The organism is Thalassococcus sp. S3 (assembly GCF_004216475.1).
Lineage (GTDB): Bacteria > Pseudomonadota > Alphaproteobacteria > Rhodobacterales > Rhodobacteraceae.
In genome coordinates this window covers 1180670-1203264 of the sequence record NZ_CP022303.1, presented here as the reverse complement: position 1 = coordinate 1203264, position 22595 = coordinate 1180670, and the positions used below count along the sequence as shown (strand labels likewise).

Below are 22595 nucleotides of genomic sequence, written 5' to 3'. Positions count from 1 at the left end.
GCTCAACGGGTGCAGCACAAAGCCTTAAGGGCCAGCTGCATACCGAAGCCAACCAACGCTGCAACAGCGCATCACAACGCGCTGAAACGGGTTTCCTCGGTAGGTGTGCATCTACTGGCCAAATTCGCATTCGCTCCAACTTCGACCAACACTATGTGAGTGGTTCAGTTATCCCGCAATGACGCATGTGTCAAAAGTGACTAGTTCTGTTCGGCACCGGAAACCATCGTCCAAATGGACCCAAGGCCAGTCATACACTAACAATCAAATTGGACCACTCAGGTGGGGCTGATAACTGACGCCTTTCAAGGATACCACGACGAATTCGGCGGTCGCTCGAGAAACACTGGCAATCCGAGGCACTTCAGATTTGAGAAAGTCACGGGCCGCGCGCTTCACCATGTTTGCACTTGTACGAATGTTCGAAGTGTAAAACCAATCTCATAGTCTTAGGTTCTCCTCTTCTTCGTCGTACTCGATTAGCCCAACGTCCTCGAGACGACGTACCACTCGGACCAAATCTTCTCTGCGGATCTTGGACTCGCTTGAAAACCAATCGAGCGGATACCGGAAAACACCGATGTAGTTTGCTTGGGTGCTCAGTGTCGCTGTCAGGTGAGCATTTCGTTCTGAGCACGTCTCAAGCGAACGGAACCCCCTCCTTCGAAGCAGTGCGGTTTCGATCATCACAAAATCTTTCTTAGCCATCGGGCATGTCTCCTTCATGCACCGGGACGGGGCCCGGTGGTTTGCCAGCCTTTCGAGCCATGCCGACAAAGCCGCCACCGGGCAATGACGCGTACTGCCCGCCGATCTTCGACCGACCGTCGCAGCCCTTTGCAAGCATCCTTAGTGACAAGAGACTGCGAAGGCGCGGAATAGCCTGCGGCCTATTCCCCTTCGCATAGGCGCGACATAGACCGCGCCGGGGCCGCGTCTCATAGAGGCGCGGCCTTCCTACGGGTCCACTTCGTCGTAGGTATGGTTCGCACGGTTCGGCACGGCACGAACAAGCCGGGCATTCGGATACCTTGCGGCCAAAGCATCGCGTATTCTCTCCGCAGTTTCCTCGCGTGTCTTCGGACCCAAGATCACGCGGTCAACGGCGTCGGGCGGAAAATCCAGTAGATGAATTGGATCAGCGGGATCACCAACGGTTCTATCGACCTGATCTTCCTTCAATATAGCCGCCACTCGCGTTCGTATTCCCATGCCGTAGTTTTTGAAATGAGAGCGGCTTGAATATCTGCCAAGGGTTCTTCAACCTTACCGTCGAAGTAAGTCACCTTTTGCAAACGGGTTTTCTGTCCGTCCTTTCGACGCTGAAACCATTCATGCTCGGTGTCAAAGGCGACTAAAAAGCCGCTGTTGTTGTCGGCGTAGTGTGCCCACATCGGGGCCACGTCCATACGCCCGGACAGCAAAAAACAAAGCAACTCACGGCCCAACTTTTCGAGTAGACCTTCAATGTTTTTGGGGTCGTTGAAGGTTGGGAAAAGCATGGTGTCAACGGCAGACTGCATCTGAGTGCGCAGCGTCGTAAGAAGGTTCTGCCCCGTCTGTTGCTCGACAAGTTTTATTGCAACGTCTGGGGGCAGGAAACCAAGCCCATACTTCTTTCGTTCCTCCGCGATCATCTCGCGCACGTTTGCCTCGGATACTGTCGTGTCCATCTGCTCCGATAGCATCGCAATAGACTTGGGGCCTACCAGCTCTTCGAACGTACCTCAAAGGTATCGTTCGTGTTCATAAGGGGCGTGAACCGAACGGTTCCACCCTCCAAGACGTTGCCGACACGCTCCGCAGAGAGGTACTTGTACAGATATCGCGGCTGCGATGGCGGGTTGTCGAAGTCGTCTAGATCGAAGGTTTCGGCCATTCCAAGGCCCTTTCAGGCTGTGGGTAGTTCGTGGGTAGGAATGGCCGATGTTCTATTTTATCCAATGAAATCAATTGGAAATGGCGGAGACGAAGGGATCGCCTGAGATTTTCTGCTGATTAAACGAATACAATAGGTTGGCTGAGGCAGATGCGCTGGTTTGTGCGCCCACTGTACCAGTTGACTGTACCAGTGGAAGGGTTGCCCGCCAAAAAGTTCCACCAATTCTGTGCGTTAAGCATCGCCGTTATTGAGGACAATCCGTCAAAAGCCCAGAATTCATAAGCTCAATTGGGGGCGGAACGGGTCCGCAAGAGATTTGCTATATCGGCGGCAACGAGCATTGGATCAACCTTGGCCAATATCTCTCCATTGCTGTCCAACTTGTGCTCTGCATATTTCGTGAGCATGGCCTGTTCGATATCTCGTGCCGTGTCCTCATTTGCGGTCGGCTGTGCGAAGTCCACGTTCCACGACAGCCCAGTCACTTCCCAGGCCATAGGGCAATTGTGGGCTGCCTTCCTCTCCTCGGGGTCGTGCGAATACCCCACTTTGACTGCAAGAACCTTCTTCTTCGCATCTCTCAAAACGAGCGCGTAGACGTACCAGAGGTCGTGCGCACCGAACGTCACCGAGTGGGAACCCTGATGCTTCGGTGCAAGCTTGCTGTTCTTCTTCGCAACCCGGCCCAATCCAAACTCGGTCTTTGGAAGTGCCGGGGTCACCTGCCGTTTATCAAGCTCGACAAGCGGTGCAGCTGTGATCTCGTCGAGTTCAACCACTTTGGACTGGGCTTGAAGATGATGCTTGCCGGTCAGCGGTCCAACCAATTCAGAGAATTTAGAATGTGTCGCGGTTATTTCCCAAGCTTCAATCGGATGAAGTGCATATGGATGCCGGATCACTCCGTCATATTCAGGGTTATCGTGACGCCTTGGCAGGTCGTAATCAATCGTGGAGACCTCCAAATCTGACACTCGGAAAACACCCAGAACCTTGCCTTGATGCTCAACGGGGGTGGGTTCAGACTTCGTGCCAACTGTGAAAACTAGGTCACCCTCCGTCAGAAAACGCTTCGCGTGAGACCGAGCAGCTTTAGATGCGAACGTCATAGGCCATGCGGGATCACCAGGTGGCCCCCAGACATAGGTAAAGAAGACTTTGGTCATTCAAGTGGTCTCGCAAATTCGAGTTCATCAAGGCGGGCGGCGGCTCTGAAAACACCGCTCTGAACACTGGCGTTGTTGCCCGCATCCCCATAGATGTCGAGAAGCAGGTCATAAATTGGGGCGGTCGGTTCAAAGCCATCTGGCAGACCGCGCATGCCGCGCACGATCTGAAAATCGTTGAACCGCTGACGCAGATCGTCAAGCCGACCAGCTTGCAAATCTGCTACCACCTCAAGGATCGCGCCACCGGGCCGTTCGAACGCGGACCTCTGCCCTCGAAGGCGTTCTAGGGCATTTGCTTTCGAAACCCGATAGACGGCGTTGGTCGCGTCGAGTGCCTCAATCGCAGCGTCGATATCCCCACTTGCCAGCCTGACGAAGTAAAGGAGCGGCAGCCACTGCCGCTGAACCTTTGCAGATATGCAGACATATTCGAGAGGGGCGCGAACCACTTCATGGCTCAGATAGGCCCGCAACACAGCGTCAGCGTCGAGCGCTCGGCCTTCAACGCGCTCGACTACGTGCCCCTCGGGGTCAACGGCATGAACATCCCCAACTAGCCTCAAGGCACGTGCACCGGCACGTTCGTCGAATTCTCCTTCACGAATGAAATCAAGTTGATCGGCCAACGTACGGTCAATCACGATACGCTTTGAACCTGCATCCATCTCTCCTTTTTCCGTATCCACGATCAACGCCCGGTCCGTTCCGATCTCGCTAAGGCGGGAGGCACTGTCCAGTAAGCTATGTGTCGCCGCTCGGTCGCGTTCGCGAAGCATGGCCAGCAGATCGCCAAACTTGATCTTTCCAGATTGCCCCGGATAGCGGAAAAGGATCGTCCCATCTTCAAGCCCATTCGCGTCCCGGCAGACGATCACCGGCGGTGTGGGGTACTTTTCAACGAAGAGCACGCCCACGGCATGGCCGTCGACCTCTATCACATCCTTCGAAAAGGAGGGTGTCGGCGTCAGGAGCGTCTTTGCCTTGTCCGTAATTCTCACGATGTCGGTATCTTGGAATGCCGTATCGGGCATTCCTACGACGCGACATTCGGGATCGCCGACGCCGATGAATACGAAGCCACCTCGGTTGTTCGCCAAGGCTGCAATGGCTCGGATAATTGGTTCCATTCGACGCGGCTCAAACTGGACCTTGCATTCCTGTTCGGACGTCTCACCTTCCGCAAGATACCAGTTGCCGTTTTCGCGCCGGACGAACCGCGCTTGCGCTATCTCGGCCATCGTCGGCTCACGTTGCTCCCCGCCTTCAATCACAACTCCCACTTCGGCAGGCGCGAAGGTAGCTAGATAAGCATCGAGTGCGGCGTCTGTCGCCTCTGGAACCTCGGGGCCATAGTTGCCAGATCGTATCCCCGTGATCCGGCCCGAATTGACCGGGCGATCCTGCCTGTTGAAATAAAACTGGATGTCACGGTTGCGCATTCCCCGGCGCAGCATCGCCTTGATCAGGCCGATTTCTTCGTCCGTGATTGATCTGCGCGGCATCGACACCCCCCTTACTGCACAGCGGCCTCGATCATCGCGATCTCGTCCGGGGTCAGATCGTGCAGGCGATAGATCGTCTGGTTGATCCGGGTCTCCAGCGTGGCGATCTCGGTCTCGGCGGTGGCGATCTCTTCTTGCAGGCGGATTACGTCCGCCATGATGTGATCGTCCGCGCTGAGCGCCACCTTCTTTAACTCGGTCGCTAGTTTCTTGCCGGTCATGCGGGCGCTGACCTCGGTTCGGCTGGCCAGCACCTTCCATTGGGCGAGGATGAACGGGGCCTGTTCGGGGGGTGGGAAGATCCCTGTGAGGGCGGGGATGCCGTCGATCAGGACGCGCAGCTCGCCTCGTTCCAGCTCTGCCGACAGGGGGACACCGGGTTTGAGGTGTTCTTCGAGCGCGGCTTGGCGGGTCTCGACCTCGCGAGCGAGGCGGTCTTTGGCCCATTTGCGGCGGTCGGTGCCTATCAGGCGCTTGGGGGCGGCGTCTTTCAACTCATCCAGATCGGGCAGATCAGGGAACAGCCAGTCATCCGGGCGAGGCCGGATGCGGACCGACCCCATGCGGCGGGCGATATCGTCCAGCGCCCGCCTCAGCTGGTCATGCAACTCTTGTAGACGTTCGGCGTCACGAGCCAGCGCCGCGTTGTCATCGCCCTCCGCGACCGGGATCGGCAGATACTTGATGAACTGCTTGTTCGCCTCGAAATATCCGTTGTCCTTGGGCTTTGCAGTCTTGCGGAAGTAGAAGTCGCAGGGCTTGGCATTCAGCGCGGCCAAGGTGCCCCACAGGGACACACCCCGAGCGGGCATGATGCCGTTCACCCGGACGTTGTTGATGTAGAAGACCCCTTCGCTATCAGCCGTGACCTGCATCCGGTTTACGGTCTGAGCTACCATGAGTTTGGCTGCTTCCTGCTTGTCGAGGTTTTTCGGGTAGTTGTAGGCCCACCACCCATCATCGAGGTCCATCTTCTTACTCTCGCGGGCGCGGAGCTCTTCCTCATGCCCTGAGAGATAGGCCCAGGCATTCGGAAATTGCGCCCGCATAGTGCTGGCCGGGATCAGGTTCGGGCGATTGCCGCTCAGGCTGTAGGGGAACAACAGGTAGGTATCGGTCTGCGGGGTCAGATAGCGGTTGGCTTCTGCGCCAGACACCAGCGGCTTCATGATCTCGTCTTCGATCTGGACAACACGCCCGCGCTTTGCCCCTTTCGGCGGCTTTTCCTCGTAGCGGTTCGGCCCCAACCGTTTCAGGTGATAGATGTGATCGGCACTGGTCTGAATGCCGACAAAGATGTTGCGCGTCACGGCGGGGTCATCCAGCCGCACCCCGTTCCCCGTCAGCTTGTCGATCAGGTCGCGCTCGCCCCCTGTCACCAGCAGCCAGCGGTCCCCAAAGGTCAGCCGGTCATAGGGCAAGCGGATATCCTCGGCCTCCCACGGGCTTTCGGCCACAACCCCGTTCGGGGCCTGCACCACGGCCACTTCGTCGTTTGGATGTTTCGAGAAGAACATCAGCGCGGTGTAGACCGTCGCCTCATCAAAAATCTGGTGCGAGCCGAAGTCGATCCAGCCCCAGAGGTGATGTCCAGCCGCGACCACACCGCGCAGCCCCGCGCCATACTCGTTCATCTGCCAGACGGACGGGGCAATGTGGCCCAAGCGACCAGCGTCGTTCAGAAGCTGGATGCCTTTTTCGATGAAAGGCAGATAGAGGTCGAAATTCCCGGTCTGGGTGCTGTGGTAGACGCCGCCTTCCTCCGGGTCACGTTTCAGGAACGCGGCCATGTCAGCATGGACCTTGCGGAAATTCTGGAGCTTCACATAGGGCGGGTTGCCGACAACCGCATCGAACCCGCCGCGCTCGAACACGCCGGGAAATGCGGCCTGCCAGTCAAAGGCGTTGATCCGCTCTTTCTCATCCTCGCTGTAGGGGGCGAGGCCGTTGTAGAACTCCGGCCCGATCAGACTGTTTCCATCGCGGATGTGGTTGTCGAGCGACGACAGGGGCTTGTCGGATCGCGCCGTATGGAGCCAGAGCGCAAGTTTGGTGATCTCGACCGACGCCGGGTTGATATCCACGCCGTAGAGGTTGCGACGCAGGATTTCGCGCACGGCTGCGTCGGTCCAGTCTTCTTCCGCCATCTTCTGCCCCAGTTGGCGGCGCAGATCGCGGAGCGCTTTCCATTCGTCCAGCAGGTAGGCGAGCGTCGTGATCAGGAAGGCGCCAGAGCCGCAGGCCGGATCAACGATGCGGATGTCGCGCAGCTCTGCCTCGTAGGCGTCAATCGCCTCAATCGTCGGTAGCTTATCCTGCTTGTCGGACGGCCAGCCACAGGCAACTTTCAGGTCGATCAGGCGACGGCCCACCGTTTCATCAACGATCCGCTCTACGACCCATTCGGGCGTGTAGTAGACGCCATCGCGCTTGCGCTTGCTCTCCTTGTTGACCGATTTGCGGCCTTCTTCCTCGGCTTCGAGGATTTCCAGTTCGGTGATCGACTGTTCGAAGATGCGACCGAGCGTATACAGGCCAATGCTGCGCTCCGGGTCGCGCTTGGCCGAAGGGGCATGCTCGTCATTGACCACACCTTCCCCCCAGCTGGAGGCGTAGTTGTAGTTCGCGGAAAGGTAGAGCAGCGTCAGCTTGTTGGCGGCAAGGCTGGCCTCGTTCTGACCCTGCCCACGCTCGCAGAAGATGCTGTTGGGGATGTGCAGCTTTTCAAGATCAGGATCGGGCGCGAACAGGCCGCCGTTGAACTGATTGATCTGGTGATCGCCAAAGGCCCGACCATCGTTCATCGCCGTGAAGAGGCGGCGCAGCCATTGCCAGATTTCCCGCCTTTGAGGTCGAAATACTGATCGTCGGCCTGTCGGATCAGATAATCGCGCAGGAGCTGCGGCGGGAAGCCCAGAGCGCGGCCCATGTCTTCGCAGAAGAACACGAAAATCGCCCGGTCGAGGATTTTCTGGGCCATTCGCACCAGACGCCCCTTGGTGCCGGGGAAGCGGTCCGTATCTGGTCCGTTGTGCTCAAGCAGGGTGCGGTAGAGGTGTTCCCGGAACCCGCGATACTCAGCGTAGAAGCGGTTCTCCAGCTCGCTTTGGCGGAACCGCTGTTGCTGGATCAGCGAGAGTAGCTGAGCGCGGCCACTGGTGCCGCTGACGATCAGGGTATCGCGGTGGAACAGGCGCGAGAATAGAAACCGGTCAAAGCGGCCTTCGTCCATGTCGTCCAACAAGGTGGCGTGCTGAAGAAGGTCTTTCTTTTCGATTGCGAAGCGGATGTATTGCCGCTCGCCGCGATCCGCCCAATAAAGGCGGAATTCATTCATATCCGTAACGATTGCCCAAGTCGGAATGATTGGTTCATAACCAAACATGCCCTTTCGGCTGGCATAGAGATAGTCCAGACCCTGCTTTACCGGCGATCTCGAATTGCCCTTTCGCTTCTGAGGAGCATCGAGCGCGCTTTTGATGTCTTTGAACTCGACAAGCACCTGAGGAACGGGAGACGCTTCATCCGGGGTAAAGAAGCCAAGGGCGGCATCGGCCTCTTCCATACCCCCACGCTGACCAGCGCCTGCGACCGGAAAAGCAGGGAAAAGGGAATAATTCGCTTCGCCGCCTGCCTGACCCGCTTGGATATAACCCCAGGTCGCCCCGAAGAATTCTTGCAGCAACGCCGATTGCGCAGTGGTTTCTTTCTGGCTACCTCGCGCAGCCCATCGCCGGAGCCGTTCAATCAGCTCAGCTTCTTCGGTGCTGTCCTTAAAGGTTTCAAATTCGTGCGCCCAAACGGAACGCAAAAAGGATTTCGAAATAAAGGAGTTCTGAATTTCGCTCATTGGCGAAGAACTCCGAAACAACAATCTGCGACTTGGTGCTGCACTGAAAGCCTCCTTGCTCTCACCCAGCACTATTTCGCTCATGCCTTCCGAACACAAGGCAATCGGCAGTTGAATAACTAAAGCAACACCCCAGCAACGTTCCCATCGAACAAGCCCGCATCACGCACATAACGTGACAGCATCAGGTCCGAGGCATGGCCGGTTTGTGCTCGCACCTTGTGAGTGGGCACCCCGGCTTTGATCGCGCTGGTGGCGAGGCCAGCGCGGAGGCTGTGGCCTGAATAGCTTTCTGGGTCGATGCCTGCGTTCTTGAGGCGGTTGCGCAGGATCGTGGATACGGCGTCTGAGCGCAGACGGTCGGGCTGAACATTGCCGTGGCGGTCAACGGGGCGGAAGATTGGACCGTCATTCACTCGCTGAGCATCGAGCCATGCGGACAACGCGGCGACTGGGCAATGACGGGTACGACCGAGCGGGATGCCGATCTTTCGGCCTTGGCGCGTCTGGTCAGTCTTAGAGCGGCGCAGATGCAGCACCAGTCCCTCGCGGACTTCTTCAATGTCTACAAGATCAAGCCCTACCAGTTCCGACGACCTGAAACCACCGGCCCAACCGATCAGCAGCAAGGCCCGATCCCTGAAGGCGCGGGGATCGTCCCCAAGCGCGTCCAGCAGGGTGAACAGGTCTTCGCGCAGAAGTGGGCGAGCTTGATCCTGTGCCGTGCCCTTCACCCGTTTGATCCCCCGCATGGTGGCGCGGACGATTTCGCTACGGCAGGGGTTCGGACAGGCATTCGCCTCGTGAACCTTGCTTAGGGTTGCCAAACGCCGTGCGAGGCTGGACGGGGCCAATGCCTCGGCGTGATGTGCCAGATAGCGGGCGACCATATCGGCGGTGGCCGGGAGCGAACCGCCCCAATCTGCGAAATGGGCCAGATCGGAGCGATAGGCTTTGCGCGTGTTTTCGGACAGGCTTTCGCGGATGAAGTGCTCGACGGCTTCGTCAGACGTCAAACCGGGGCATCCCGCGCCTTCTGTGGGCCGGGATAAGAAAGGATTATCCCGGTTTAGGACCAAACCGCTCATGACTGCACCCCCGTTAGCACATCCTTTCGTATCTGGTTTAACGTCGGGATCGCGGCCAACATCGCAGCCATCCCGCTGCGCGTTACATCAGGCGGAAGGCTGAGGCACTCGGACACCCAACGCTCCCGCAGCTTTAAGCTCAAAGGCCCGTCAGCTCGTCGAGACAGACATTGACCCTCGACCCGAAAAAGCAATTCGCCCGCCACCTTCAGTCGGCTGCGAGATGGCACGTGCGCGTGCAACCACTCCACCATGCCTGCTTCTTCCGAGCACAGACGCCGCAGGGCCATCTTGCCAGGTCGCGTGTATTGATCGTGCGCCCAACTCGGCACGTCTCCGATGAAGTCTTCAACCGGGGTCTGATCGTCTCCAACCCCGGTTGCGACGATGTCGTTCTCAAGGGACAACAGCGCGACAAACGGGGCCAGCATCGACTGGGTCTTGGTGAAGTTCTCTTGTGCGATGGCCACGAGCGTGGGGGCTACACCCAAGTCTGAGAGCGTCTGGAACGCAATAGCAGGATCACCAACCCGGTAGGTCAAGTGATCGCTGGCACAACGACGGGTTCCGACCAAGTACCAAAGCGCCAAAGCCTTGCGGTCGAGGTCGCGGCACCCAAGCACGATAGACCGCAAACGGTTGTTCGACATCTCAGCAAAGCGGGTTCGGTCGCCGCTGAGATCAGGCCACGTCTCGATGGCCATGAGCAAGTCATCCGCTGCACGTGATTTGCGGGCGTCACACATTCGGCGGATCAGGTAGTCAGTCACAAGTGCGTCCCCGCCCAATTGGCGGCGGATCGTCTTTCGGGCCAAGCACGCAGCCGCGATGCCTACAGTGTGGATGTCGGCTAACCCGATGTCCTCAGCAGCGATGGCATTGAGGCGGCGGAGAAGAGTGTTCCCATTTACCGCCAACAAAAATCGTCCGGCTTGACGCGCAGCGTGCGGGCGGTTTCTGCGGATTGCCTTTTGCAACATGCTGTTGGCAATCCATTCTGTGGTGTCGAGCGGGGCGATCCTTGGCCCCGGATCAAGAGCTGCAATCTCCTGCGCGGCAATTGTCTGAAATCGGGTGAGAGCTGGGTGTGGTGTCATCGCTGTCCCTCCTTGGTGTGCGAGAGGGGGCGAGATCATCTGACCCAGCTTGAGCGTACCCTATGGCACCATCATGGGAAGGAAAATCGGCCGATTGGATAAGAAATAGGCCGATGCTGACGCTCCATGTTGATTGCAATTAATTGCAGAACACCAGATTTGGGGTTTTCTTACTACATAATGTCCCCTAGCAGAAATTCGTGAGTTTCCACTTTTGAGTTTTCACAATCGGGCCTAGATTGTTGGATCAGGTCTCAAAATCCGCGCTTCTCAATACTTGTCCCAGAGACATTGCCGATCGCTTGAACACGCAGGTGGGCGGCTTCACTTGAACCAACACCGATGATGTCCGGTGGAACGACTATGACCTATTGGTCGAAGCAGAAATTGATCATCGGTTTTTTTGCGTTGTAGCGGCGCGCGAGACTGAGCGCGTCTAGCTAGTCTTCGGGTTTACATGTCATGATGTTACAGGTTGTCTGGCATGTGAGCCCCGCGAACCATGCCGTCATATTATCGTAAGATAATATGACATTGTTTCTCTATATTGGATGTCTCTCCGAGTACTTAACGTAGTTAAGTACTTAAACGTGGCGGTTCGGGCTACTTTATAAAACGTTGTCAAAACGCGAAAACGGCATTTCCGCAACCATCCGATCAGATGTCCTTCTGATAGTGGTTGGCTGGCTGCTTTTCGTTCCCTGGACCGACGCCATTGAGCGCCTTCTGAAACTCGTTCCAAGGGAACATTTTTGAGCTGTCAATTGCCTCCTTTAGGCCAATCTCATCGACGTGAACCCAGGTCTTCTTATCCGAACCGTTGCCCATGGCACGTATGGTGAGGAACTCTCCGGCATACTTTCGAAGCCTTGGGAGCGCTCGCTTATTCATCTCACTTTCGGTTATTCCCGCCGCGTGCGCCCAAGCTATCCTGGTATGAGCCAGCCATTCTTTGTTGTGTCGCTGAAGCTTCTTTTTGCGGTTCCTCCAAACGTATAGGATGTGGAACAGCAGCGTGGCAGCGAAGACATCGCCCCCAGAAAGTTTCCTGCAGAGAGCAAAAAGGTTGGGCCGCTCCCACTTTGCGTTTGCCTCGGCAGCCTTCTTGGCCGTTTTGCTCAATGCCTGCTGCTTTTTATACGGGACAAATGCGGACTTGGCTTTTGACTTACCGACTGAAAGCGCTTTGAGCATCTCGTCTTTAGCCTTTGCTGATTTCAACGGGCTCTTGTTGGCACCAGACATCTTGGTCACCAATCCGCCCCAGGAATTTCAACCGGGTACGAAATCTTCTCGATCTCCTCTTTGAGGCGGCTGATAGACACGCCCTTGCCGTAGCTCCAGTGTGCTGCATCGTCGGCGTGACCGCAAAGCTGCATTGCCACAGCGTCGGTGACATTGGCCTCGTGCAGCGCATCCACGAAGTTGTGTCGGAAGCTGTGGAAAACGTGCAGTTTCGACCTGAAACCCCACTTCGTCCCGTAATTGCCCCAGAACTTTGACCAAGTCTGCGAATAAGTCCCGTCGCTGCCCTCCCGGATGTCCGGGAACAGGCGATCCTTGCCTGCACGTTTGACGAAATTGAGGAAGCCGAGTTTCAGGATTTCAGAGTGGATCGGGATGCGCCGATAGCTTGACCCGGTTTTCAAGCCTTTCACGACCTCAATGTCGGCTTCACCATCATCCTCGAACTTGCACACATCGAAGTACCAAATCCCGTCCTGTTCTTTGATGTCGCTCCTGAGAAGCTGGATGATTTCTCCTGCCCGCATCCCCGAGTAGAGCGCGATGATCGGCACCCAATACTTGCCATCTTTCCGCTTCAACTCTCCGGGAACGCCAGAGTGTTTCGTCGTTCGCCGTCCCGTCCAAACTGGAGAACTAAAAATCATGTCCAAGTGCTCGGGGGAGTATGGAAGGCGACGGGGGACGCCCTTCGGCGGCTTTTTGACCAACAGCTTCAAATCATTGCCAGGAACTCGGTCGATGTGCTCCTCGCTCACGGCCCAGGCAAGAAAGCGTTTGAACATGTCGAAGCGCTTCTTCTGCGTCTCATATGACATCTTCGGCAAATCGGCCCCAGCCTCCACAGCCTCCAAAAGGGGAAGATCACGGGTCAGGGCTTTCTTCTGATAGTGCGCTGGAAGTTTGCCAACCAGATCCCGGAAGGCTTTCATGTCCGCGATGTCTAGGGCCGCTATTGGCATGTCGAAGTCAATCACAGCCTTGGCGACTTCCATCGACAATCGAACATCTCCGACTGTCTTTAGCTTGGCTGAAACCGATATGTGCGCCAGATACTGTTGCGCTGCATCTTCGACCGAAATTGACGGTTGGGCTGGAGTGTTGGTGTATTCCAACACTGTCGCGGTGACGTCCTTGAACATCGGCTCCATAACCTCGGCCTTGCTGTAGTCTCCACCAAGTTTGGCGAGCAGAATACGGTCGGCCTCGATTTTGGCTCTGAGGATGCCCTCCTGAGCGCGTTGGAGCGCCTGATAGCGGCTTGAGACCTTCTCTGGAGGTATGGCCCCCACGAGGCCCTCAGCTTCGTTCCGCTCCCATTTGTCGAACTTCCTGACGGCAAGGCGGGAACGGTTGGCCCCCATCCGCGCCAAAATGTCGAACGCACAGTCTTGGACGTCCACCTCAGGTTCGGGGGCAAAGACCTCCACGAACTCCTGTCCTTCTGCCAAGGCCGCCGCGAAGTAGTCCCGGATCGACTGATCCAACATCTGATCTTGTACTTGAGCCATTCTGCGCACCTCCGCGAACAGGTTGTCGATGTTCAGGCTTAACTGGGCGCAGCGCAGGTTTGCGATCTTCCGATCAACGGTCCTGAGCGAGCGTTTGATCTCGTATCGGTCCGCAAAACGCACGATGTCGCCGGGAATAGCTGCTCTGAAATAGAAGACCCGTCCGCGTTGAACGAGCCTGGGGAAGCTGGCCATCCTTGCCCTCACTGTACCACCAGACTGGACCAGTGCAACGGCTCAGGCCTTCCCAGAAAGCCGGATCGTTTAATATCAGCAAGTTAGAAGGTCTGTGGCGAAGACGAAGGAAGTCTTGATATGCTCACAAGCCGATGAAAAATATGAATTTTCACACCGATGTAACCATTCTATACCACATTTGATACCACAGTTTGTTTTCAACTGACTCGGTTTGTCTCTCTAGCAGAAGACACTGGCGCCCGCCCATCGCTGCCTTCCTCCGCCTAGGCCAGAGGCTGCGGTACGACGACCGATCCGGACATTGGCTGCAGATGCGTAAACCACCAACTCTTTATAGTCCGCAGTGCGGACGAAGCTGCCGTTTCTGTTCTCCGTTCGAATGGCTTTTTTGGGAGTTGAATTTGCGTCCGCTTTCTAAGAGCCTCGTCAAAACTGAACGGCCTACGGACTTCACTATGAACCGACGTAGCATCAACTCACCGGATGCCCCCGGAGCCTCGGGCGGGTACGCGCAAGCCGTCGAAACAACTGGCGCACAGCGCGTCGTATACGTCAGCGGACAGATACCTGTCTCAAGAGACGGAAAGGTGCCGGAGACATTTCGAGAGCAGGCCGAACTGGCTTGGCGCAACGTCGAAGCACAACTCCATGCAGCAGACATGGGACTTGAGAACATTATAAAACATACGACCTTTCTCAGCGATCGGCGGTATCGCCAAATCAACTCTGAAGTTCGACGCGAGGTGCTAGGTAACCTTGAAGCGGCTTTGACCGTGATCATCACAGGAATTTATGATGAAGCATGGCTGTTGGAGATTGAGGTAATCGCTGCCTCATAGGGAGGCCGGAGCAGATATTTGCTGTTGGCGCAGCACCTACTAGGTTCGGGCTCGAAGTCGACCTTGGAAACAGCGCAGCATCACCATTTGGCCGCGTCCGGTTTTCATCGTGGCCCATTACCTGGAGCTGATCAAGCCGTTAACGCCTGCGGCTTTGTTCGCGATGAATTCAACGAACTCGGATATGCGCGCGGGAACGATGACGGCAGGCTGTCGCACGGCATAAAGCGGCGCAGCATTCTGCTTGTAGCTTGGCAAGACAACCGTGACCTCCTCGTTGTCGATAAGATCGGCGAACGCCCAAAGCGGGCCACTGTGAATGCCTTGACCTGCCTGAACAGCCTTGACTGCGGAGCGGACGGCATTGACCGCCACACCGCCGCTACGGGCGACCTCAAAGGTCTTGCCGCTGTCGTCTTGTAGGAACAGTTTTTCCGTTCGGTTTCGGGATGAGAAAAAGACGAACTCATGGTCGGACAGGTCATCCGGTGTTTGTGGAACGCCCACCCGTTCCAGATATTTTGGAGAGGCGACCAGAACGCGCGGTACGGAGGCGAGTTTGCGCGCAATCAGACTGGAGTCCGGAAGCCGCCCGACCCTGATCGCAACATCAATGACGTTCTGGCTCAGATCTAGATAGCCGCCCGACAGGACCAAGTCGAAATCGACCTGCGGGTAAGACGCACGAAATTCGAGAAGCCAGTCCGTCACAAACTCCTGTCCAAAATCAATCGATGCCGTGACGCGGAGCATTCCACTGGGATGCAGCACTTCCCCACTCACTTCGGCCTCGAGCGCATCCCACTGCTCAATGATCACCTTGAGGCGCTCGTAATAAAGGCGGCCTTGCTCGGTCACAGAGGTTTTGCCGCCGGAGCGGTCGACCAGGTGCGCACCAAGCCGCTGTTCGAGTTGCGTGATCCTGCGCGAGACGCCTGATGGATCTTGTCCGAGGGCGCGGGCCGCCGCTCTGATTGAGCCAAGCTGGATTGTTTTGAGAAAGGCGAGTTCTGCTGCGTTGCGCATGACTGTTGTGATTTTGTCTACACCCATTTGCACTTACAGCATCTCCCGTAGCTGATCCAGCAACTTATGTCTGGGTCATCACAACAAGGAGACTTTGAAATGACGACGCATGAAATGACACCCTCCCGCCGTTCTGTCTTGCTTGGCCTGGGTGCTGCAACTCTCGGCACGGCAGCCGCTGCTGCAACGGGCACCGCTGCTGCGGGTGGCCAGCCCCTGAGCGGCAAAGTCGCAATCGTGACGGGTGCACGGAACAATCTGGGCCGCGGCTTTGCGGAACGACTGGCGCAGATGGGCGCAGATGTCGTTGTGCACTACCATCGCGCAGAAACGCGTGCGGAAGCCGAAGAGACGGCTGCCCGCGTCCGCGCCGCTGGTCGTCGTGCTGCACTGATCAACGGTGATCTGGGCGACAGTGCAAACGTCGCGGCCTTGTTCGACCTTGCCGAAGCCGAGTTCGGAGGCGTTGATATCCTCGTGCACACGGCAGGGCGCATTATCAAGAAACATGTGGCGGATTTCACCGACGCGGAGTTCGAGGAGCTATTGAATGACAACACAAAAACCACCTTCTACGCCATGCGAGAAGCGGCGCGGCGCTTGCGCGATGGTGGTCGGATTATTGCGATTGGAACGTCGTTGACTGCTGGGGCGGCCCCCGGTTACGCGGCTTACGGTGGCACCAAGGCGCCAGTGGAAGAGTTCACTCGCATGATGGCGAAGGAGTTGGGGGCGCGCGGCATCACCGTGAATAATGTGGCCCCCGGCCCAATCGACACACCGTTTTTCCACGCAGCGGAAACCCCGCAGTCTGTCGCCTATGCCAGTGGGTTGTCGGTTGAGGGCCGCTTGGGCACTGTGGACGATGTTGTACCTGCTGTTGCGACTCTGGCTCTGCCAGACAGCCAATGGACAAACGGTCAGACGATCTTTGTGAATGGAGGCTATCTCACGCGGTAGCGGATGAACCTGGCGTCCGGCACTCGTCCTCCGCTATTTGACGTTGGCGGAGGACTTGGTCTTTCGGGTGAGGCTGGGTTTGTGTCGGCATTTCGCATGAAACATCGTCGGCTCGCTTGCCGCCATCCCGTTCCGCCTGCCGGATCCAGGCGTGGATCGTCGCCACGCAGGGCTCGAACTCGCGCGCCAAGTCCTCAGCGCTCCTACCAGTTTTATGCAGCTCTACGATCTGCTCCCGGAAAGCCGCCGGGTACGGGGTCCTTGTTCTCGGCATCTGCACACCTTCCAACTTCAATCAAAGGGTGTCCACGAAACCGGGGGAACTCCAGGGCTAAATACGGGTGCTCGCTCGACAACTATGGAGCAGGCCTAGTGTTGGTTTCGACCATCCTCGCAAGTTTCAAAAGTGACGAGTTCAGACCCGCGGCATGATCCTTAGGTCGAATGCCTGTCGGGACCTTCTCGCGGGCGACTGATACGGTTGTACCTTGTTCGGAACTCTGAAACGTCCAAGTCTGCCTCATTGCACCCGCGAAGCTTGGGGCGGCCGCATCGTACATTACACGCTGCACAACTTGCATTCCGGGTTTAAGCTCATCAAACATCACCTGAAACCTGTCTTTGTGTTCGGTTGTTTGTCCCGGAACTGCCGGCGTTACATCTCGGTGATAAAGACTCATCACATGGCCGCCGCCGTCGGAGGCGTTGATCTCGCGAACCTTCCCAGTCATCCCATTCGGTGGCAGCCACGTCTCAGGTAGTGATGGCTCAAGAAAGGCACCATAGATCAATTCGGCAGGAGCTGAGATAGTTCGTTGTGCGCGATCGACGCGTCTTGAGCTCATGTTTTACCCATACGTCGGCTCTTGCGGCCATCCTTCCGGTGAGACCTCAAAATCCTGCTGGCGCCCCCAGCCGGTCATGTCGAGTATATAGTGTGAGCCGCCAAACGTCTCTCCACCGCGACCGTAGGTCGAGTATGTGTGGAAGACGTCGTCGTCAATCCGCAGAAATGCGCTGAAGCCTGGATGTTCTGAGGACTGCCCCGATCTGATCCCGTAGAGATTTCGTTCCGCCAGTTCTGCTTCGGTCTTGTAGTTATAGGTGACTGACCCCTTTTCACGGTCGAATGTCACCCCAAAGTCGTAGTTGAAGTCGCTGCCAAAGGACGACACCCAGGGGAAGGTCCAACCGCGCTTGGCCTTGTAGGCTTCGATCTTGTCGATCGGCGCACGCGACACATAGGCGAATGCGGTATCGCTATCGGCGAGGTGCCGGATGTGGGCAGGCGAGATTTCGTCAGCCAGATGCGTGCAGCTTGAACAGCCGTTCTCCCACTCCGCGTCGAACATGAAATGGCCGACAAAGAGTTGGCGCGCATCGCCGAAGAGATCGCGCAGCGTCAGGGCGCCCTGGGGCCCTTCAAATGCGTAATCCTTCTCTACGCGAACCATTGGCAGCCGCCGCCGGAGGGCGTTGACCGCATCGCGTTCACGCGTGATCCTCTTTTCCTCTTCCAGAAGTCCTTTGCGCCTCCAACCAGGCGTCTTTCGACACGATGTCAGGATAGGCAGTTGCGTCGGGCATAATCTGTCTCCTTGCGGAATGAATTGAGTTGACGAAGCGTCATTCGGAGCGCGCGGCGCGTTCGGCGTCCGCCGCCTCGAAATGCGCCATCTGGTCGGCAAATGCCTTCTTGAAAGCTGGCCGTGCGGTGGCGCGCGCCACGTAGTCACGGCAGGCTGGCCGCTCGGCAAAAACTCCATAATCCTGCAATTGTCGAAGCACGTCCGCCATGGCGATGTCGGAGATGGAAAACGGTCCGGCGAGCCAGTCACGTCTTGCGAGCACCACCTCCATATGGTCGAGACGCCCGTGCAGGAACCGTTCGAGATGTGCGCGGCCGGGCGATTGCGTTTCATCGTCGGCCCACCGATAGAGCGACCAAGGCACTGCGGGCATCTCTACGGAATTGAGCGCCGCGAAGAGCCATTCCATGACCTTGGTGCGGCCTGGCCGATCAGTCGGCATCAATACCGTGCTGTGCTCGCCGAGATACATCAGGATCGCCCCGGTCTCGAAGATTGTCACATCGCCATCGGTGAGCCATGGCACTTGACCGAAGGGCTGGAACGGCAAGCGGGCCTCGGCATCGCCGACAGGCGTCGTCGCAACCTCGTAGGGCAAGTCAGCTTCTTCCAAGGCCCATCGGATGCGAAGATCACGAACGAAGCCACGGGGAAAATCGGGCACCCAATCGAGGGTGGTCAGGATGAGGTTGGTCATGTGCGGTCTCCGTTTTTGGGCGCGGTAGGGGCCGGGCGGTCGGCTTGGCCAAGCAAGCCAATGCCTCCGCGCAAGGCTTCAAGATCGAGGCCGCCCTCCAGCGCAAGCAACCAACTGTCCACTGCGTCATGCTCGGCACGCCAGACCGGCAACGCTTCGGCGAGTAGCGCGCGACCGTCATTCGTTAAATGAAGTCGTCGCGCGCGCGTATCATTGGGGTCGGCAATAACCTGAACCAGGTTCCGCCGTGACAGAGGCTTGAGGGCTGCCGTCAGAGTCGTGCGGTCCATGGCCAGGAATGCGGAGATCTCACCGATTGTCGGTGGCTCGGGGCGGTTGAGCGCCATTAACAGCGAGAACTGCCCTTGATTGATCCCGAAGGGTCGAAAGGCGTTGTCAAATCTCCGTGCAAGAGCCCGCGCTGCGCGCTGCGCGCGAAAGCAGAGGCAGCGATCCCGTACCTCAACCGTGTCACTATGAGATAGTGCGGTTTCCATAGATTTATGTTGATATCAACGCAATACAATGTCAAGCTGGCCGGGATCGTTGCTCGACTCAGAAAACCAACAGGAGCCTCAATGTGAATTCTCGACCAGATATTCTTCGTCGTATCGTGACGAATACCAATGGTAGGTCAAACACCCGAAGCTATCCGGGGATCATGAGAGCCGAGCACAGCAGCGGTGTACGGCCAACTGGATGGATGAACTGACGATGCTGCTTTCGGGAAAGAATGCCGTCATCTATGGGGCCGGCGGGAGTATCGGGCGCCGTGTGGCGGCCGCCTTCGCACGTGACGGTGCAGGCGTCCATCTCTGCGGCCGAAACGTCCATGCCCTTGAATCTGTCTCCGAAGAGGTTCAAGCACAGGGCGGCAGGGCGACCGTTTCGATCGTCGATGCATTGGATGCGAGCGCGGTTCGCGACCATGCCGACGAAATCGAGGCCACTGCTGGTCCTATAGACATCTCGTTCAACCTAATCGGCGTCGAGGATGATCAGGGCACGGCCCTTACCAAGATGTCGAAGGCCGATTTTCTTCGCCCGATCGCTATAGGCGCTGACGCCCATTTCACGACAGCGACAGAGGCTGCACGCCGAATGGAGGCGCGCGGGATCGGAGTTATCCTGGCCCTGACCGCAACCCCCTCCCGCCTAGCGCTTCCGCTCGTCGGTGGTTTCGGCGCCTATTGCTGCGCCATTGAAGGCTTCTATCGCGGGTTGGCCTCAGAAGTCGGGCCCGCCGGCGTAAGAGTGACTTGGCTACGGTCTGCTGGCTCACCAGAGACTTTCGGTGACGATGTTGCCGCCGATGAACACGGTGACCAAGCGGGCATTGCAGCGTCCGACTATCTTGAGCAGATGCGTGCCGCGACGCTGCTAAAGCGATTTCCTCGTGCGGATGAGGTCGCCGACGCCGCGGTGCTCGCTGCCTCCAACCGTGCGTCGGCAGTTACTGGTTCGGCTCTCAACGTGACCTGCGGGCAAATTGTGGACTAACCGCCATAGAGCTGGTGAGGCGAGCACCCGGAACGCGACAGGTTTCACGAGGCATCCGACGGCGAACAAGGAAAAAGGAAACACAAGTGACGGTCAAACGTATTGTTTCAAACATCGCCGCGTCCTCAGTTGAGAATGTGAGAGCGTTTTATGAAGACCTGTTTGGCTTGGAAGTGGTTATGGATCACGGATGGATTGTAACCGTCGCGTCTGGTGAAACTGCGAGACCGCAGATCAGCATTGCCACGGAGGGGGGTTCGGGAACGAAGGTTCCAGACCTGTCGATCGAGGTGGAAGACGTCGATGCTGTATATCTTCGTGCCAAGGCATTGGGCCATCCGATAGACTACGAGCTCACCGATGAGCCTTGGGGTGTCCGCCGGTTCTATCTGTCGGACCCAACCGGGAAGCTTCTCAACATTCTTTCGCATCCGGCTTAGCCCGCTACGCTTCTGCAATCACATCGGGGCGGCGTGTGCACAGATCCGGGCGCGGATAGCCAAACAAAAGGAGCTTTGCCGGCATGAAGGCTACAGATATCAGCGAAATCGAGGAACTTATTCGCCAATGGGAGAACGCTATCTGCGAAGGTGATCTGCAGACGATCTTAGCTGACCACGCGGACGATCTCGTCATGTACGATGTACCTGAGCCGCTGATGATCGAGGGTCTTTCCGCATATCGTGAAGGATGGGAGTTGTTTTTTGCCCACAATGCTGCCGGACCGGACCGGTTTCGCGTCAAAGAACTGAAGGTTGTGGCAGGCGATACTGTTGCCTTTGCTTATGGCCTTTTGAAAATCGGAGGAGGGCCGAACGCCGTCTGCCGTTTGACTCTTTGCTTCGAGAAGATCGAAGGAAAGTGGCAGTTCGCTCACGAGCATCATTCGATGCCGATACGTTTGACATGATCTGAATCGTGCCACCACAGCCACTTCTTCGTTGAGTTGTAAAAGTACTGGGCCGTCCCAAAGGGAGACATTGAAAGGTTAAGGCCAGTTGAGCGATCAGCGGATAAAGCAGTCATCGAACTTTAATACTCGATGGTCCGGCTTTCGCGACCGACAATGTGTCGACGGCGGTTTAGACATCATAGGTTCGTATGGCGGGCAAAACGGAGTGCTCTATGAAGATCTATCAATTCAAGAGCGGTGCAAATCCTCCTCGCGTTCGAGCCTTCCTCATTGAGAAGGGCATTCTAGAGACGGTCGAATTCGTGCACGTCGACGTGGCGAATGGTGTCAACAGACAACCAGAGTTTAAGGCGAAGAACACAAAAGGGACGTTGCCGGTTTTGGAACTGGACGATGGGACCTTTGTCGCCGAGAGCGTTGCGATCTGCCGCTACTTTGAAGTCACTTACCCTGATCCTCCGCTGATGGGAGTGACGGCGAAGGATCAAGCGGTTGTTGAGATGTGGAACCGGCGCATTGAGCTTGGCCTGTTCCGACACTGCGATGATATTGTGCGAAACACTCTCGAGTTCTTCCAAGACAAGGTCATTCAAGACGAAGCTGTCGTACGCGTGGGTCGTCAATCTGCCAAACATGAATGCGAGTGGCTCGACGCTGAACTTCTCGAACGCCGCTACGTGGCAGGACAGACGTTCACCATCGCGGATATCACTCTCTACGCGGCCTTCTTTCTCGGCGCGCGATCAATCATAGGCTCCGGCGCCCAATATCCCAACTTGGCGCGTTGGTATTCTGACGTATCCCAACGCGAGAGTCTGAGGGAATTCGCCTGAAGAGATAATTCACGGGACGCATGCAACTCCTCAACTAATTGGAGGCAACTCTGGCGCATCAAGCCCGGCGAAAGGTTCTCTCCACGCATCTATCGCCCACAATCGCGCGTGCCAGGCTGAGACATTGGCGTATCGGTCGAGTGGTAGCCCGGCGAGGTCGGCGGACGGCAGGACACAGGCCATGCGGAAGTCGGCATAGGAAAGACCATCGGTAAGCAGCCACTCTGATCTTTCCAGGTGTCCATCTAGCAGAGACGCGGCTGTAGCAAACTGTTCAAGCCCATTGGCAATTTCGTCTTCGGACGTTGGACCAAGGCCGTAGCGGCGCTTTGTAACTCGTTCGAAATGCACCTTGTCGCAAGCAGCAACAAAGTTGGCGCGGCCCCAACTGATCCATCGGATCATGTCGGGCGCTGTCTGCCCCCAACGCCAGAAATCGGATCCTGCGATTTGAGACAGTCGACACGCGATTGCGTCTGCCTCCCAGAGGCCGGTATCGCCCTCGATCAGGATCGGCAGAAGCAGATTTGGGTTGAGTAACCGGAAGCGATCCCGTTGACTTGGCTCAAGCGGAGCGGCGAACTCGAACTCAACTTCCACACCAAGATGCCGTGCCACAGCTACCGCCAAGCGAGGATTGAAATTTCGGCTGAAGAACAGTTTCATACGCTCAGACCGCAATGTCCTTCCAATCCT

22 protein-coding genes are annotated in these 22595 nt (G+C 57.1%); 6 read left to right on the top strand and 16 right to left on the bottom strand.

Features of this window, described 5'->3' with window-relative positions; genetic code table 11:
* Positions 1-1178 precede the first annotated feature (1178 nt).
* From CFI11_RS06135 to CFI11_RS06100, 9 genes are all read right to left on the bottom strand, one after another.
* Positions 1179-1673, bottom strand: coding sequence for a DUF2971 domain-containing protein (locus CFI11_RS06135; RefSeq protein ID WP_165390195.1), 495 nt, complete (start codon positions 1671-1673; stop codon positions 1179-1181).
* A 493-nt stretch (positions 1674-2166) separates the two neighbouring features.
* A complete protein-coding gene (locus CFI11_RS06130) occupies positions 2167-3048 on the bottom strand; it encodes a hypothetical protein (protein WP_130404073.1) in 882 nt (293 codons plus the stop codon).
* Complete coding sequence (locus CFI11_RS06125) at positions 3045-4553, bottom strand: helix-turn-helix domain-containing protein (protein ID WP_130404071.1); 1509 nt, start codon at positions 4551-4553, stop codon at positions 3045-3047. Before CFI11_RS06125 ends, CFI11_RS06130 begins: the two co-directional genes overlap by 4 nt.
* Before the next feature lie 11 nt (positions 4554-4564).
* Positions 4565-7357, bottom strand: a complete 2793-nt coding sequence (locus tag CFI11_RS06120) for an Eco57I restriction-modification methylase domain-containing protein (RefSeq protein WP_254449035.1) — start codon at positions 7355-7357, stop codon at positions 4565-4567.
* Positions 7354-8403, bottom strand: a complete 1050-nt coding sequence (locus tag CFI11_RS24590; protein WP_254449034.1) for a hypothetical protein — start codon at positions 8401-8403, stop codon at positions 7354-7356. The genes CFI11_RS06120 and CFI11_RS24590 overlap by 4 nt, the downstream gene beginning before the upstream one ends.
* 119 nt (positions 8404-8522) lie before the next feature.
* Positions 8523-9419, bottom strand: a complete 897-nt coding sequence (locus tag CFI11_RS06115) for a site-specific integrase (RefSeq protein ID WP_254449033.1) — start codon at positions 9417-9419, stop codon at positions 8523-8525.
* Between the two features lie 68 nt (positions 9420-9487).
* Positions 9488-10471, bottom strand: coding sequence for a hypothetical protein (locus tag CFI11_RS06110; RefSeq protein ID WP_254449032.1), 984 nt, complete (start codon positions 10469-10471; stop codon positions 9488-9490).
* Positions 10472-11245: 774 nt separating this feature from the next.
* Positions 11246-11842, bottom strand: coding sequence for a hypothetical protein (locus CFI11_RS06105; protein ID WP_130404067.1), 597 nt, complete (start codon positions 11840-11842; stop codon positions 11246-11248).
* The gene (locus CFI11_RS06100; RefSeq protein ID WP_130404065.1) at positions 11839-13539 is read right to left on the bottom strand and encodes a site-specific integrase; all 1701 of its coding nucleotides are present in this window, start codon (positions 13537-13539) and stop codon (positions 11839-11841) included. The genes CFI11_RS06105 and CFI11_RS06100 overlap by 4 nt, the downstream gene beginning before the upstream one ends.
* 458 nt (positions 13540-13997) lie before the next feature.
* On the opposite strand from CFI11_RS06100, the gene CFI11_RS06095 reads away from it, so the two are divergent.
* Positions 13998-14381, top strand: coding sequence for a RidA family protein (locus tag CFI11_RS06095; RefSeq protein WP_130404063.1), 384 nt, complete (start codon positions 13998-14000; stop codon positions 14379-14381).
* Positions 14382-14498: 117 nt separating this feature from the next.
* Here the strand turns inward: CFI11_RS06095 and CFI11_RS06090 are convergent, their stop codons facing one another.
* Positions 14499-15407: a LysR family transcriptional regulator gene (locus tag CFI11_RS06090; RefSeq protein ID WP_165390194.1), complete on the bottom strand. Its 909-nt coding sequence runs from the start codon at positions 15405-15407 to the stop codon at positions 14499-14501.
* 99 nt (positions 15408-15506) lie between these two features.
* Here CFI11_RS06090 and CFI11_RS06085 point away from each other — a divergent pair, with 99 nt between their 5' ends.
* Positions 15507-16367 (top strand): SDR family oxidoreductase, encoded by an 861-nt coding sequence (locus tag CFI11_RS06085; protein ID WP_254449031.1) that lies wholly within the window; start codon positions 15507-15509, stop codon positions 16365-16367.
* On the opposite strand, the gene CFI11_RS06080 is transcribed toward CFI11_RS06085, so the two are convergent.
* The 5 genes from CFI11_RS06080 to CFI11_RS06060 all read right to left on the bottom strand — a co-directional run bounded on the left by CFI11_RS06080 (position 16357) and on the right by CFI11_RS06060 (position 19000).
* Positions 16357-16641 carry a transposase gene (locus tag CFI11_RS06080; RefSeq protein WP_217358755.1) on the bottom strand — a complete coding sequence of 95 codons (285 nt, stop codon included), beginning with the start codon at positions 16639-16641 and terminating at the stop codon, positions 16357-16359. The two genes, CFI11_RS06085 and CFI11_RS06080, sit on opposite strands and share 11 nt — an antisense overlap.
* Before the next feature lie 82 nt (positions 16642-16723).
* Positions 16724-17212, bottom strand: coding sequence for an SRPBCC domain-containing protein (locus tag CFI11_RS24920; protein WP_130404057.1), 489 nt, complete (start codon positions 17210-17212; stop codon positions 16724-16726).
* Between the two features lie 3 nt (positions 17213-17215).
* Positions 17216-18103 carry a DUF899 domain-containing protein gene (locus tag CFI11_RS06070; protein WP_254449030.1) on the bottom strand — a complete coding sequence of 296 codons (888 nt, stop codon included), beginning with the start codon at positions 18101-18103 and terminating at the stop codon, positions 17216-17218.
* Entirely contained in the window at positions 17994-18653 is a 660-nt protein-coding gene (locus CFI11_RS06065) for a glutathione S-transferase family protein (protein WP_130404055.1), read from the bottom strand. The genes CFI11_RS06070 and CFI11_RS06065 overlap by 110 nt, the downstream gene beginning before the upstream one ends.
* Positions 18650-19000, bottom strand: coding sequence for a MarR family winged helix-turn-helix transcriptional regulator (locus CFI11_RS06060; protein WP_371687469.1), 351 nt, complete (start codon positions 18998-19000; stop codon positions 18650-18652). Before CFI11_RS06060 ends, CFI11_RS06065 begins: the two co-directional genes overlap by 4 nt.
* Before the next feature lie 352 nt (positions 19001-19352).
* On the opposite strand from CFI11_RS06060, the gene CFI11_RS06055 reads away from it, so the two are divergent.
* The 4 genes from CFI11_RS06055 to CFI11_RS06040 all read left to right on the top strand — a co-directional run bounded on the left by CFI11_RS06055 (position 19353) and on the right by CFI11_RS06040 (position 21899).
* Positions 19353-20153, top strand: a complete 801-nt coding sequence (locus tag CFI11_RS06055) for an SDR family NAD(P)-dependent oxidoreductase (protein WP_217358753.1) — start codon at positions 19353-19355, stop codon at positions 20151-20153.
* A gap of 86 nt (positions 20154-20239) precedes the next feature.
* Complete coding sequence (locus CFI11_RS06050; protein ID WP_130404051.1) at positions 20240-20593, top strand: VOC family protein; 354 nt, start codon at positions 20240-20242, stop codon at positions 20591-20593.
* A gap of 83 nt (positions 20594-20676) precedes the next feature.
* Positions 20677-21063: a nuclear transport factor 2 family protein gene (locus CFI11_RS06045; protein ID WP_130404049.1), complete on the top strand. Its 387-nt coding sequence runs from the start codon at positions 20677-20679 to the stop codon at positions 21061-21063.
* A 215-nt stretch (positions 21064-21278) separates the two neighbouring features.
* Positions 21279-21899, top strand: coding sequence for a glutathione S-transferase family protein (locus CFI11_RS06040; RefSeq protein WP_165390193.1), 621 nt, complete (start codon positions 21279-21281; stop codon positions 21897-21899).
* A 30-nt stretch (positions 21900-21929) separates the two neighbouring features.
* On the opposite strand, the gene CFI11_RS06035 is transcribed toward CFI11_RS06040, so the two are convergent.
* Positions 21930-22565 carry a glutathione S-transferase family protein gene (locus tag CFI11_RS06035; RefSeq protein ID WP_130404045.1) on the bottom strand — a complete coding sequence of 212 codons (636 nt, stop codon included), beginning with the start codon at positions 22563-22565 and terminating at the stop codon, positions 21930-21932.
* Positions 22566-22595: the final 30 nt, after the last annotated feature.